Source organism: Pseudarthrobacter sp. LMD1-1-1.1 (genome assembly GCF_040676255.1).
Taxonomy (GTDB): domain Bacteria; phylum Actinomycetota; class Actinomycetes; order Actinomycetales; family Micrococcaceae; genus Arthrobacter.
Map to the genome: position 1 here is coordinate 517,044 of NZ_JBEGHP010000022.1, position 13,553 is coordinate 530,596.

Genomic DNA, 13,553 nt, shown 5'->3' on the forward strand with positions numbered 1-13,553 from the left:
CCGGATGCGGTTAGTAGGCGAAGGCCAGGACGTCGTCGGCGGGCTTGGTGTCCCCGTTGCCGCCTGGGCCGGGCGTCTGGTCCTCGTTTTCGTCCGCGGGTGCATGGGCGAGTTCCGGCATCGCGGAGACCACGCCGCCGCGGATGTACTTGACCAGCAGTTTCACTTCCACCACCAGCAGGACGGCGTACACGGCGGTCAGGGCCACCAGGGAGGCGATCAGTTCCCCTGCGGAGACACCCGGTGACACGGCGGCTGCGGTGAACATGAACACCTGGTCAATGCCGCTGGGATCCGGGTTGGGCGCAACCACGAACGGCTGGCGGCCCATCTCGGTGAAGATCCAGCCGGCGGCGTTGGCGCCGAAGGGTGCCAGGATGCCGAACACGGCCAGCCGCATGAGCCACCGTGCTTCGGGCACCGTCCCCTTGCGGGTGAGCCAGAGTGCCACCAGTGCCGCCAGGGCGGCGAGTCCGCCGAAGCCGATCATCATCCGGAAGCCCCAGTAAGTGACTTCCATGACGGGGACGTACTGGATTTCCTGGCCGGCGCGTTCGCCGTAGATGGGATTGTCCGGCAGGTGGGTTCCGTAGTTGGCCTTGTACTCGGGCAGCAGGCTGTTGACGCCCTGGACCTCGGTGGTGAAGTCGCCCTTGGCCAGGAAGGACAGGATGCCGGGGACTTCGATCACGGCCACCACGTCGTCGCAGTTCTTGGATCCCACGTTGCCGATGCTCAGGACGGAGAACCCGGTGCCGTCGTGGCAGGCGGCCTCCGCGGCGGCCATCTTCATGGGCTGCTGCTGGAACATGAGCTTGCCCTGCAGGTCACCGGTGACCGCGGTGCCGGCGAAGGAGATCATGGCCACCACGGCGCCGATGCGCAGGGACCGGATCCACACGCTGTGGTCGGTGCGGTCGCGGCCGGGGATGCGGGCGTCTTCACCGGGGATGACGCGGCCGTCGGCGCCCACGGTGTCAATGCCGTCGTGCCGCCTGCGCCACAGGTGGTACCAGGCAATGCCCAGGAGGAATCCGCCTGCCACGGCGAGGGCGCCGAACAGGGTGTGCGGGACGGCGACGAGGGCGGTGTTGTTGGTGAATACTGCCCAGGCGTCGGTCATGACGGGCCGGCCGTTGATCATTTCCACGCCCACCGGGTGCTGCATCCAGCTGTTGGCCACGATGATGAAGTAGGCGGAAAGTGCTGATCCTATAACGGCCACCCAGAGGCAGGCCAGGTGGATGGCGGGCTTGAGCTGCTTCCAGCCGAAGATCCAGAGGCCCAGGAAGGTGGACTCGACGAAGAAGGCCAGGAGTGCCTCGAGGGCCAGCGGTGCGCCGAAGACGTCACCGACGAAGCGGCTGTACTCGCTCCAGGCCATGCCGAACTGGAACTCCTGCACGATGCCCGTGGCAACGCCCATGATGAAGTTGATGAGGAACAGCTTTCCCCAGAACTTGGTCATGCGCAGGTACTCGGGCTTGCCGGTGCGGTACCAGGCCGTCTGGATCACGGCGACCACCAGGCCCAGGCCAATGGTCAGCGGCACCATCATGAAGTGGTAAACCGTGGTGATACCGAATTGCCAGCGTGCGATTTCCAAGGCGTCCATGGCAGTCCCTACTGTTAGCCAATGCAGTTTTCTACGCTTCGTAGAACTGTAACTTCTACAAAGTGTAGAACATGGTCGACGGCGGGCGAAAACCGATCACCCTCCCTAAGGATCGCCCACCGGGACGCGGCGCGCCAGATGTTCTACCCGATGTAGAACGTTCGACGGTTTCGGGGTAAATTTAGTTGTGTAGTTGAACAACCGCGTGTCGTCACCGGGCGCCTCACAGCGCACGGTGCGGGGAAATAAAGGAAAAGTGAAATGGCTAGTCTTGGTGAACTGGAACGGGCAGTGATGGACCTGCTCTGGGCGGGCCAGGAAGCGGCTACGGCCAATACCCTGAGGGACCAGCTGGCGCGCACGTCGGCTGCACAGGGCGGTCCGGGCCACGAAGGCAAGGAACTGGCCGTCACGACGGTGCTTACCGTACTTTCCCGCCTGGAGAAGAAAGGGCTGGTTGAGCGCGAACGCGGAACCCGCCCGCACCGGTACCAGGCAGTGTCCAGCCGTGCTGACCACACCGCCGAGCTCATGCATGAGGTCCTTGGGTCAGCCCCGGACCGCGAGGCCGTCCTGGCCCGCTTCATCGGGTCTGTCTCCGAAGGTGAAGCCGAGACGCTGCGCAAACTGCTGGGTCACCTCTAACACACCATGTTCTGGGCCTCATACCTGCTGGCGGTCCTTGCGATAATCCTGGCCTGGCCGGTGCCAATCCTCCTGTCACGGGCCCAGTGGCCGGCCAGGTCGCCCTTCACGGCCATGCTGCTGTGGCAGGCAATCGCGCTCGCAGGTGGGCTTTCCATGATCGGCGCCATGCTGGTCTACGGCCTGGAACCTGTTGGTGACAACCTCATCGCGGGGCTGCGCGCCCTTGCCGGCATGGTGCTTTTCAATGCCCCCACCACGGCACTGGGGTTCTGGCATATCTTTGCGCTGTCCGCTGCCGCACTGCTCACGGCCCACCTGGTCTTCACGCTGCTGCTGACGTATTACAAAATCCAGCGGCAGCGGCGCCGGCACCGGGAACTGCTCGCCCTCCTCGCCTCGCCCTCGGCCCAGGGCGCCGGAACGCTCGTCATCAACCACGATTCCCCTGTGGCCTACTGCCTCCCGGGCGGCGCACGCTCGGTGACCGTCCTGTCGGACGGCCTGATGGCGGCCCTTGAACCGGCCGAACTGCGTGCCGTCCTGATCCACGAAAACGCCCACCTGAGCCAGCGGCACCACCTGCTCCTGTGGGCCTTCGCAGCCTGGCGGCAGGCCCTTCCATGGCTGCCCACCACCCGGCTGGCGCAGGAGTCGGTGAATTCGCTGATCGAAATGCTGGCCGACGACGTCGCGCTCCGGACCGAGAGCAAAGCGACCCTGATCAAGGCCATCGCCATTGTGGCCAGCGGCTCTGCAGGCAATGCGGGCACCACAGACATCCGGCCGTCCTCCCCCACGCTGGCCCTGTCCGGGCTTGAGGCAGCATCGGGCGGGCCGGGCTCGGACGCCGTCCGGACCGCGGCCTCCAGGGTCAGCCGCCTCCTGACGCCGCAGCCCCAGCTTCCGGCGGCCGTCCGCAGTGCGGTCATGGCCGGCTGCGCGCTGCTCCTGGCGCTGCCCACCGCACTGCTTGTTGTCCCCGGGCTGCTCGGCTGAAGCCGGCCGCACAGACCTGCCCGGCCACAGACTGACGCCGCCGGCGGTCAGGCGTCGATGCGCTCCCGGTCCAGGCTGGATGCGCCGGCAATGATGAAGTCCTTGCGCGGGGAAACGTCCGAGCCCATCAGCAGGTCGAAGATCTCTTCGGCCTGCTGGGCGTTTTCGATTCCCACCTTGCGCAGGGTGCGGTGCCGCGGATCCATGGTGGTCTCGGCCAGCTGCTCGGCGTCCATCTCCCCCAGGCCCTTGTAGCGCTGGATCGGTTCCTTGTACCGCTTGCCTTCCTTGGCCAGGCGGGCCAGGAGCACGTGGAGCTCGGCCTCGGAGTAGGTGTAGATCATTTCATTGGCCTTCTGCCCGGCGTTGATGACTTCCACCCGGTGCAGCGGAGGGACCGCGGCGAACACCCTGCCTTCAAGGATCATGGGCCGCATGTACCGGAAGAAGAGGGTCAGCAGCAGCGTCCGGATGTGGGCACCGTCCACGTCGGCGTCGGTCATGAGGATGACCTTGCCGTAGCGCGCTGCGCTGATGTCGAAGCTGCGGCCGGAGCCTGCCCCGACCACCTGGATCAGGGCTGCACACTCCGCGTTGGAGAGCATGTCCCCCACCGATGCCTTTTGGACGTTGAGGATCTTGCCGCGGATGGGCAGCAGGGCCTGGAAGTCGGAGGAGCGCGCCAGCTTGGCCGTGCCCAGCGCGGAGTCACCTTCCACGATGAAGAGTTCGGAACGTTCGACGTCGTCCGTCCGGCAGTCAGCGAGCTTGGTGGGCATCGAGGAGGTTTCCAGCGCGTTCTTGCGCCGTTGGGTCTCCTTGTGCACGCGGGCCGAGATGCGGGACTTCATCTCGTTGACGATCTTTTCCAGCAGCAGTGCCGACTGGGCCTTGTCGTTCCGGTTGCTGGAGGACATTTTGGCGGAGATTTCGCGCTCCACCACCTTGGCCACGATGGCGCGTACGGCGCTGGTGCCCAGGATCTCCTTGGTCTGGCCCTCGAACTGGGGTTCGGCGAGCCGGACGGTCAGCACGGCGGTCAGGCCGGCGAAGATGTCGTCTTTTTCGATCTTGTCGTTGCCGGCCTTGAGCTTGCGGGCATTGGCCTCCACGGCTTTGCGGAAGGTCTTGATCAGGGCCTGTTCGAACCCTGACTGGTGCGTTCCGCCCTTCGGGGTGGCGATGATGTTAACGAAGCTCCGCACGGTGCTGTCGTAGCCGATCCCCCAGCGGAGCGCCACGTCCACCTCGCAGTCGCGCTCCACCTCGGCCAGCTGGCTGTGGCCGCGTTCGTCAAGGACCGGGACCGTTTCCTTGAACTTTCCTGCGCCGTGCAGCCGCCAGACGTCGGTGACGGCCGGGTCCGCGGCGAGGAACTCGACGAATTCGGAAATGCCGCCGTCGTGGTGGAAGACCTCTTCGTGGGGGCCGGCCTCGCCCGGGGTTCCGGGGACCTTGCGCTCGTCCCGCACGGTGAGCTTGAGGCCGGGCACCAGGAAGGAGGTCTGGCGGGCACGGGCAACGAGGTCCTCGTAGGAGAACTTGGCGTCTGGGGTGAAGATCTGCCGGTCCGCCCAGTAGCGGACCCTGGTCCCGGTGACGCCGCGCTTGGCCTTCCCCACCACGTCCAGGACGGAGTCGTTGACGAACGGCGTGAACGGTGCTGCCGGGTCGAGGCGGGAACCGGTGTCCTTGAAGCGGCCGGGTTCGCCGCGGCGAAAGGACATGCGGTACGTCTTGCCACCCCGGTCCACCTCGACGTCCAGCCGCGAGGACAGGGCGTTGACCACTGAGGCGCCCACGCCGTGCAGGCCGCCGGACGCGGTGTAGGAGCCGCCGCCGAACTTGCCGCCGGCGTGGAGCTTGGTGAACACCACTTCGACGCCGGTGAGGCCCGTCTTGGGCTCCTTGTCGATGGGGATGCCGCGGCCGTCGTCGTGGATTTCCACGGAGTTGTCCGCGTGGAGGATGATGCGGATGTCGTGGCCGAATCCGGCCAGGGCCTCGTCCACGGAGTTGTCGATGATTTCCCAGAGGCAGTGCATGAGGCCGCGCGAGTCGGTCGAACCGATGTACATGCCCGGGCGCTTGCGGACGGCTTCAAGGCCTTCCAGGACGGAGAGGTGCCGGGCGGTGTACTCAGAGCTGGGTGCCACTGGTGATGAACTCCTTCAGGGACGTCGACGCGGCGCTGGGACCGCACCTTCCAGAATAGTCGGCGGCAGCGGCCACAGCCGTCTGCCACACCCGCGGGCGGGTGTGCGGCACGCCACGGGCCTTGGTGACGGGCGGAACTGGGCAGTTCTTGACGGAACCTTGCGGATACGCGCACAGCGAACTTGCCCCATCCTTGCGATGGTTTGGATACGAATGCTGGTTATATAGATGTACTGATCTACTAAGGAGGCCGATATGACAACAGCAGTGGCAGACCGCACGCTGAATGCACTGGACCGGTGCGACCGTTGCGGAGCTCAGGCATATGTCCGGGTTGTACTCGAGTCCTCCGGCGGTGAGCTGTTGTTCTGCGGCCACCACGCCCGTGCAGTCGAGGCGACGCTCAAGCCGTTGAGCTCCGACTGGCACGACGAGACGGGAAAGCTTCACGAGAAAGCTGCCGTTGAAATCGACTAGATGAGGCATCGGTAACAACGAACCCTGCGGGACTCTTCCACACGGAAGGGTCCCGCAGGCGTTTAAGGACGCAGAGCTGGACTGGGCCGGCCCATAGCGCAACAGGACCGCGTGCCAGCCCGGAGACGACAGAACCTAAAACTAACAGGGGCCGTCCCGGACCCACTTTTCAGTGGATCCGGGACGGCCCCTGTTCGGCCCTGCGAAGGGTTTAGTCCAGGTAGTCCCGCAGCACCTGCGACCTGGACGGGTGGCGGAGCTTGGACATGGTCTTCGATTCGATCTGGCGGATCCGCTCGCGGGTGACGCCATAGACCTTTCCGATTTCGTCTAAAGTCTTCGGCTGTCCATCCGTCAGGCCGAACCGCATGGCGACGACGCCGGCCTCGCGCTCGGAAAGGGTATCCAGCACCGAGTGCAGCTGCTCCTGCAGGAGCGTGAAGCTCACGGCATCGGCCGGGACAACGGCCTCAGAGTCCTCGATCAGGTCACCGAACTCGGAATCGCCGTCCTCACCGAGGGGGGTGTGGAGCGAAATCGGTTCGCGGCCGTACTTCTGGACTTCTACAACCTTTTCCGGGGTCATGTCCAGTTCCAGTGCCAGCTCCTCGGGCGTGGGTTCGCGGCCCAGGTCCTGCAGCATCTGGCGCTGGACACGTGCCAGCTTGTTGATGACCTCAACCATGTGCACCGGGATACGGATGGTGCGGGCCTGGTCGGCCATGGCGCGGGTAATGGCCTGGCGGATCCACCAGGTGGCGTAGGTGGAGAACTTGAAGCCCTTGGTGTAGTCGAACTTCTCCACGGCGCGGATCAGGCCCAGGTTGCCTTCCTGGATCAGGTCCAGGAAGAGCATGCCGCGGCCGGTGTAGCGCTTGGCCAGCGAGACCACCAGGCGCAGGTTGGCCTCCAGCAGGTGGTTCTTGGCGCGCTTGCCGTCGTGGATGATGAACTCGAGCTCCCGCTTGTACTTGGGATCCATGGATCCGTCGTCAGCGGCGATCTTCTCCTCGGCAAACAGCCCGGCTTCGATCCGCAGCGCAAGGTCCACTTCCTGCTCCGCGTTGAGCAGTGCCACCTTGCCGATCTGCTTCAGGTAGTCCTTGACGGGGTCCGCGGTGGCACCGGCGGACATGACCTGCTGCACCGGGGCGTCATCGTCGTCGGCGTCAGAGTAGACGAAGCCCTTGCCGCTGCCGGCGGCACCCTTGACGGGTTCAGCGTCGGCATCCTCAACTGCGTCCGCACCTTCGAGGACGATGTCGTCGAGGTCTTCCTCGACTTCTTCGACCTCGTCCGTGTCAACGTCACCGGACTTTCCAGCGGCCGCTGCTGCAGCCTTGGCGCCGGGCTTGGGCCCACGCTTCTTGGGCTCACGCTTGCCGTCCGCTCCAGCCTCGCCGGCCGAAGCCTTGTTGGCAGCCCGCGTGGCTGCCCGCTTGGCGTTGGTCGCGGCCTGCTTCTCCTCAGGGGACAAGACGTCCTGGGCGGCGGAATCCTTCTTCGTGGAAGACGGGGTCACAGAAAACCTTTCTAGCGGTGGTCTGTGGAATCACCATACGGGCAACACCACTATGACCCTGTCAAGTCCGTGATGAAAACCAAGCGCCACCACGGCCGGCAGAGTCACTTAAGACAACTCCCGAAGCGGCTGTAATGTTCCCTCGCGGGGACGGTTACAAGCACTCGATACACGGACCCAACCGGGTCTCGGCATCCATTGTCTCATGATTTGCCCGGATCGGGCCTCCCCAGCCGTTATCCGTTCCCGCTGACACGCCATGGGCCGCCAAAGCCTGGCTTGTGTCCAGACCTCCGCCTGCGCCTGCCCTCCGCGTCCAGGGCCTCCTACCCGCCAGCCTGCTCCCCCGCACCTTCCTCCGGGCTTTCCTCCCGGAACTTCTGCCATGCAGCATCCTTCCGCGCAGCCCAGCCGCACAGTGTTCCCCTGCCCACGAGGTCCAGCAACAGCTCAGCAAGCCGGTAGTCCGGTTCAAGTTCAAGGGCCTGGCCCAGATAGGCGGCCGAATAGGATCCGCGGCCCCGGCACCATGAAACCCAGCCCTGAAGGGTCAGCGCGGCAACGGCCGGACGGCCGCCCAGCACAGCCAATTGCCCAAGGACCCGGTCCAGCGCGTCCATGCACTCCCAGTCGGGAACGTCCGGCGCCAGGCCCATCAGGACCTCGCCGTATCCGGCTGGCGTGGGGCCGGAAGGGCCCCGGGCGCCCTGCACCAGGCGCAACCGCCGGGGTATGGCAGCCGGGTCAGGCGTGCCGGCAGGTTCGTCCCGCATGCCGTTCCCCGGTGCCCGGCGGCCCGGGAAGTTCACCGGAGGCAACAGAGGCAGCGGCACCACTGCGGCTGCGCCGCCGTCCGCACCCGCATCCTGAAGGACTCCAAACTGTTCGGCTCCGGCTTCCGCAGCGCTGCGGCCGGCCGCTGCCATGACCAGCACAGCATCGCGCCAGGTGGGACAGAGCAGCGTGGCACGCAGGAAAGCGTCGCGCTTAACGTCGGGCATCCACGGCCCCGCCTGGGACCGGTCCAGCAGCAGTTCCCAGAAGTCGAGCACGGCATTGAACTGTGCCCTGCATCCGGACCTGCCGCCAAGCTCCTCCTCCCAGGTGGCCTGTGCCTCAAGGACGGCGGCCAGATGCATGGCGGGGACCGCCGTCGCCGGGCCGCGGCCTGTCCGGGGAGCCGGGCCAACGCTGCTGCCCCGGTACACCATCTCAGCGTTCAGCAGGCTGTCCCTGATCTGCTGTACGGGGCGCCCCGGAACCGGGCAGCACGAAGGATCGGTGCATGACGCGTCGCGCCAGTAACGGTCTCCCACAAACCAGGCATCGCGCACGGGCATTCCACCGTCGGCAAGGGCTGACTGGACCGCAGAGATCAGGTGCTCGTAGGCGGACGGCCGAACCATCCCGGCGTCGCTGGTGAAAACGGCCAGCAACGAGCCGTCAGCGTCCCGGTCTGCCTCGAGGTAGCGGCGGACGGCGCGGGCAAAACCGGCCGGGGCTGCCTGGATGTCCCGTCCGGGAAGGTCGAGCCGCAGCGTGGCGCCGAGCCTGGTGCCGTGCAGCGTCATGGCTACCAGGCTGGAGACGGGCCAATATCCCAGTGAGTGTGGGATGAAGCCAAGGATGTCTTCCGGACCGCGGACTGTTAATCGTTCTGAAGCTGTCATGGCTCCAGCTTTCGCCCGGACTCCGGCCTTCCGTAAGGCGATTCCCCGCGTAAGTGGACAAGTCTGCCCCCGGGCGGTCAAAACCCGGCCTGTGCAGGAGCAGTCAGTCGTCCGTAGGCGTTGTCTGGCGGCGGCGCGCCAGGCTTTCCCGGCGCTGCCGGGCCAGGGCGCTGCGCAGTGGCGGCACCACAATCCCCTGGTCGGCCATCTGCCGCCGTACCTTCCGCCGGCAGGCCAGGATGGCGGCGGCACCAAAAGCCAGGAGCAGGAACTGGACGCTCAATGCCAACCGGAAGGGATCCAGTCCGTACAGCACCCCCTGCGAGAAGCCGGAGGCGTAGAGGACGTCGAGCACCAGGCCGATCAGGAATATGGACACCAGTGCCGCGATGAAGCCGCCAACGTTGACGATCCCGGTGGCGGTGCCGATCCGGTGCGCCGGGTTGAAGGTCCGGGCGAAGTCGAAGCCGATCATCGATCCCGGGCCGCCGATTGCCAGCACCACCACCAGGCCGGCCAACAGCCACAGCGGAGCGCGGCCGGGCAACAGCAGCACGGCGGCCCAGGCTGCGGCGGTCCCGCCGGCGATCAGCAGGACCATGGTGGAACGCCGCAGGGGGTGCCGCGAAACGAAGCGCCCAATGAAAGGGCCCACCGCCATGGCGGCAGCGACGTAGAGCGCCATGAGGGCGGCGACGGTTCCGGCGTCCAGGCCCTGGCCGGAGATCAGGAACGGATAGCCCCAGGTCATGGCAAACACGGTGCCGGAAAACTGGATGGTGAAGTGGCTCCACATGCCCAGGCGGGTGCCGGGCTGGCGCCACGCTCGGGCCAGCGACGCTCCGGTCGCCCGGAGGCCCTGCCGCGCGTGCGGCCTTTCGGTGCCCGGTGGAGCGTCCTGCAGCAGCAGGACGACCAGTACGACGGCGAGGGCGGACATCCCCGCCAGCATCAGGAACGCGGGGGTCCAGCCGGAGAGATGCAGGACCAGCGCGAAGGGCAGGACACTGAACAGCTGCCCCAACTGGCCGGACATGCCGGTCAGCTGGGTGACCAGGGGAACGCGGGCGGGAGCGAACCACAGCGGAATCAGCCGGATCACCGAAATGAAGGTCATGGCATCTCCGGCTCCCACCAGGACGCGGCCCAGGACGCCCCCCGGAATGCTGTCGGCAAAGGCCAGCTGCAGCTGCCCGAGTCCCATCAGGACCGCGCCGCCGGCGATCATGGCCCGCGATCCGAATCTGTCCACCAGCAGGCCTACGGGGATCTGGAGACCGGCGTAGACCAGCAGCTGCAGGACGGTAAAGAAGGAGATGGCGGACGCGCTGGCGTGGAACCGCTCCGTGGCCTCGAGTCCCACCACGCCGAATGAGGTCCGCTGCGCCACGGCCACCAGGTACCCGAAAATTCCAATGGTCCAGATAAGCCAGGCGCGGGGTGCAGTCACCACTTCATTATGCCCGGCGCGTGCGTGCACCCCGGATGCTGTGACGCCGCGCTACTGCCCGGGGTTCTCCCTGGCCAGGTAGGCCTCCACGGCGGCACCGAGGTCGTCGGCGTCGGGAAGCTCGTCGTTCTCGTTGGCCAGCAGCGACCGGCGCACCATGCCGTCCGCCTTCTCGTCGTACCGGGTTTCGAGGCGGGAAACCACCTGCTGGACTTCCTCGGACGCCTCGATCTGTTCGGCGATCTGGCGGCTGACCTCGCGGCCCGATTCGCGGAGCCGGTCAGTGGGCAGCATGAGGGACGTCGCAGCGCCCAGGTATTCCAGGCCGGCGACGGCGGCGGTGGGGTACTCGGCTTCGGCCAGGTAGTGCGGGACATGGATGACGTATCCGGCAACATTGCGTCCCGCCTCAACAAGGCGGAGTTCCAGGATGTGGCCCACAGCGGCAGGAACTTCAACGGTGGGCTTCCAGACGGAGATGCCTTCGATCAGCTCGGGCCGGTTTCCGTGCACGGTCACGCCTACCGGGCGGGTGTGCGGCACGGGCATGGGAATGGAGTGGATCCAGGTGACCAGGTTGACGTCGAGCTTCTCCACGATGTTCACGACGGCGCGGGCGAACCGTTCCCACTGCAGGTCGGGTTCGAAGCCGGCCAGGAGGAGGAAGGGCTTCCCCAGGCCATCCACCAGCCGGTAGAGGGCCAGCCGGGGCTCCTGGTAGTCCTGGATGTGGTCTTCGACGAAGCTCAGGTGCGGCCGCCGGGACCGGTAGTCGATCAGCTGGTCCGCGTCGAAGACCGCAACGGGCTGCGCGTCGAGGGAGTCCAGCAGTTCGGCGTTGATCTGCTTCACCACGTGGCCGGCGTCGGCAAACCCGGTGAAACCCATGACCATGTTCAGCCCCTGGAGTTCAGGGCTGTGGAACAGCTCAATGTTGCTGGCATAGAGCGCGTCGGGGTCCAGCAGGGAGCCGGAAATCCGTTCAAGCACGGCATGTTCCTTTCAGGGGTGCGGGTGGACATCATTCATAACGCGGCAGGCGCACCGGGCATTCCGCCGGCAGGTGTGGCGCACCTCTCAGGAAATTCTTCGGCGGCACCGCGTAAGGGCTACGATCGGAACTGGCCTGCCAGGCGGGCTTGCATCCACCCCGGGACCGTCCGGAACGGCCGGATCCGGGCCACCATGGCAGAGCGCCCAACATGCATCCCTGCCCGAACATTTCGAGAATTGAGGACTCATCCCTGTGGTCAAGAATACTGAAGTCAACCTTAGTACCGTCTCGCGGGACCTTAAGAAGAGCCCCAGCGACGCAGTGGTCATCGGGGTGGGGCAGGGAGCCGATGGCCCGGTCCTTCTGGACAACCCGTTGACGGCGAAGTCCGCGGAGGCACTCGCGGACTCGCTCAAGGCACTTGGGGTGACCGGTGCTGCCGACCAGCTGGTCCGCCTGCCGGGCCTGCCCGAAACCGGGGCAGGCATCCTGGTCCTCGCCGGCGTCGGCAAGGTTCCCGCCGCCGGAACGCTCACGGGCGAGTCGCTCCGCCGGGCAGCGGGGTCCGCCGTCCGGCAGCTGGCCGGCCTGGCCACGGTTACCCTGGCATTCCCCACCGCCGGGGTGCAGGACGTCGCGGCGGTCGCGGAAGGTGCCGCACTGGGCGCCTATTCCTTCACCGAGTTCCGTTCCTCGACTGACGGGCTGAAGGATCCTGTCCGCAACGCCGTGATTTTCACCGAACTGGCGGCCAGCGCGGACCTGGACGCGGCCCTCAAGCGTGCCGGGCACGTTGCCAAGGCCGTGAACCACACCCGCTCCCTCGTCAACACGCCGCCCAGCCACCTCTACCCGGAATCTTTCGCGGAGGCCGCCAAGGAACTGGCCAAGGGCCTGCCCGTCAAGGTGACGGTCTGGGATGAAAAGCGCCTTGAGAAGGAAGGCTTCGGCGGAATCATGGGCGTGGGCAAGGGCTCCACGCGCCAGCCCCGCCTGGTCAAGGTCGAGTACGCCCCCGCCAAGGCCACCGCCAAGATCGCCCTCGTCGGCAAGGGCATCACGTTCGACACCGGCGGAATCTCGCTCAAGCCTGCCCTAAACATGGGTGACATGAAGAGCGACATGGCGGGCGCCGCCGTCGTCCTTAACACTGTCCTGGCCCTCGCCGGACTGGGCCTGCCGGTGAAGGCGACCGCCTGGCTCTGCATCGCGGAAAACATGCCCGGCGGTGGCGCCTCACGCCCCGCGGACGTACTGACCATGTTCGGCGGCAAGACGGTGGAGGTGCTCAACACCGATGCGGAAGGCCGGCTGGTCATGGCGGACGGCATCGTCGCTGCCAGCCGCGAATACCCTGACGCCATCATCGACGTCGCCACCCTCACCGGCGCGCAGCTGATCGCGCTGGGGAACCGCACCGCGGGGATCATGGGCTCGGACAGCGTCACGGGGGCGCTCAAGGCAGCGGCTGACCGTGCCGGTGAACTGGTGTGGCCCATGCCCCTGCCGGAGGAACTGCGCCCCACGCTCGATTCCCAGGTGGCAGACCTGGCCAACATCGGCGAACGGCATGGCGGCATGATGACGGCAGCCGTGTTCCTGCGCGAATTCGTGGGTAAGGACAAGGCAGGCGAACAGATCCCCTGGGCGCACATCGACATTGCAGGACCGTCCTTTAACAACGGCAGCCCGTACGGCTACACGCACAAGCAGGGCACCGGATGCACCGTCCGTACCCTGGTGGCCTACGTGGAGGACATCCTGGCCGCCGCCTGAGAACGGCTGCAGCCCCGGTGCCACGCGGCTCTGCGGCCAGGTGATCCCTGTGCCACAGAGCCGCGTGACACTGGACACAAGCGCTCCACAAACGCAGTGCCAAGGTGGAGCATGGATAGGTGGTTCGCTAAGGTGAACCACGGTAGTCACAAATGCAAGAGAGTTGCCCTGCTGACATAATCACGGCAGTGCAAGTTCCAAGACCAGATGATGCGCGCTGATCGCGTCATCGTTCACGCGAGGGAGCG

Annotated in this window: 10 protein-coding genes; 4 read left to right on the forward strand and 6 right to left on the reverse strand. The window is 66.2% G+C overall.

Annotated features, from left to right (window positions below; translation table 11 throughout):
* Window positions 1–10 precede the first annotated feature (10 nt).
* A complete protein-coding gene (locus MRBLMD1_RS12930) occupies window positions 11–1,615 on the reverse strand; it encodes a cytochrome ubiquinol oxidase subunit I (protein ID WP_159632190.1) in 1,605 nt (534 codons plus the stop codon).
* Window positions 1,616–1,876: 261 nt separating this feature from the next.
* Here MRBLMD1_RS12930 and MRBLMD1_RS12935 point away from each other — a divergent pair, with 261 nt between their 5' ends.
* Together MRBLMD1_RS12935 and MRBLMD1_RS12940 are read left to right on the forward strand one after the other, a co-directional pair.
* Entirely contained in the window at window positions 1,877–2,260 is a 384-nt protein-coding gene (locus MRBLMD1_RS12935) for a BlaI/MecI/CopY family transcriptional regulator (protein WP_018769682.1), read from the forward strand.
* A gap of 6 nt (window positions 2,261–2,266) precedes the next feature.
* The gene (locus MRBLMD1_RS12940) at window positions 2,267–3,259 is read left to right on the forward strand and encodes a M56 family metallopeptidase (protein ID WP_275181045.1); all 993 of its coding nucleotides are present in this window, start codon (window positions 2,267–2,269) and stop codon (window positions 3,257–3,259) included.
* Window positions 3,260–3,306: 47 nt separating this feature from the next.
* Here the strand turns inward: MRBLMD1_RS12940 and MRBLMD1_RS12945 are convergent, their stop codons facing one another.
* Window positions 3,307–5,415, reverse strand: a complete 2,109-nt coding sequence (locus MRBLMD1_RS12945; protein WP_364400179.1) for a DNA gyrase/topoisomerase IV subunit B — start codon at window positions 5,413–5,415, stop codon at window positions 3,307–3,309.
* A gap of 256 nt (window positions 5,416–5,671) precedes the next feature.
* On the opposite strand from MRBLMD1_RS12945, the gene MRBLMD1_RS12950 reads away from it, so the two are divergent.
* The gene (locus MRBLMD1_RS12950) at window positions 5,672–5,893 is read left to right on the forward strand and encodes a DUF7455 domain-containing protein (RefSeq protein WP_013600696.1); all 222 of its coding nucleotides are present in this window, start codon (window positions 5,672–5,674) and stop codon (window positions 5,891–5,893) included.
* A 211-nt stretch (window positions 5,894–6,104) separates the two neighbouring features.
* On the opposite strand, the gene MRBLMD1_RS12955 is transcribed toward MRBLMD1_RS12950, so the two are convergent.
* The 4 genes from MRBLMD1_RS12955 to MRBLMD1_RS12970 all read right to left on the reverse strand — a co-directional run bounded on the left by MRBLMD1_RS12955 (window position 6,105) and on the right by MRBLMD1_RS12970 (window position 11,525).
* Entirely contained in the window at window positions 6,105–7,415 is a 1,311-nt protein-coding gene (locus MRBLMD1_RS12955; protein ID WP_159632193.1) for an RNA polymerase sigma factor, read from the reverse strand.
* Window positions 7,416–7,741: 326 nt separating this feature from the next.
* Window positions 7,742–9,085: a DUF4192 family protein gene (locus MRBLMD1_RS12960; RefSeq protein WP_364400182.1), complete on the reverse strand. Its 1,344-nt coding sequence runs from the start codon at window positions 9,083–9,085 to the stop codon at window positions 7,742–7,744.
* 103 nt (window positions 9,086–9,188) lie between these two features.
* Complete coding sequence (locus MRBLMD1_RS12965; RefSeq protein WP_159632195.1) at window positions 9,189–10,535, reverse strand: MFS transporter; 1,347 nt, start codon at window positions 10,533–10,535, stop codon at window positions 9,189–9,191.
* A 51-nt stretch (window positions 10,536–10,586) separates the two neighbouring features.
* A complete protein-coding gene (locus MRBLMD1_RS12970) occupies window positions 10,587–11,525 on the reverse strand; it encodes a proteasome assembly chaperone family protein (RefSeq protein ID WP_224025697.1) in 939 nt (312 codons plus the stop codon).
* 256 nt (window positions 11,526–11,781) lie between these two features.
* On the opposite strand from MRBLMD1_RS12970, the gene MRBLMD1_RS12975 reads away from it, so the two are divergent.
* On the forward strand, window positions 11,782–13,305 hold the full coding sequence (locus MRBLMD1_RS12975) for a leucyl aminopeptidase (RefSeq protein WP_364400187.1): 1,524 nt from the start codon (window positions 11,782–11,784) through the stop codon (window positions 13,303–13,305).
* The last annotated feature ends 248 nt before the right edge of the window (window positions 13,306–13,553 follow it).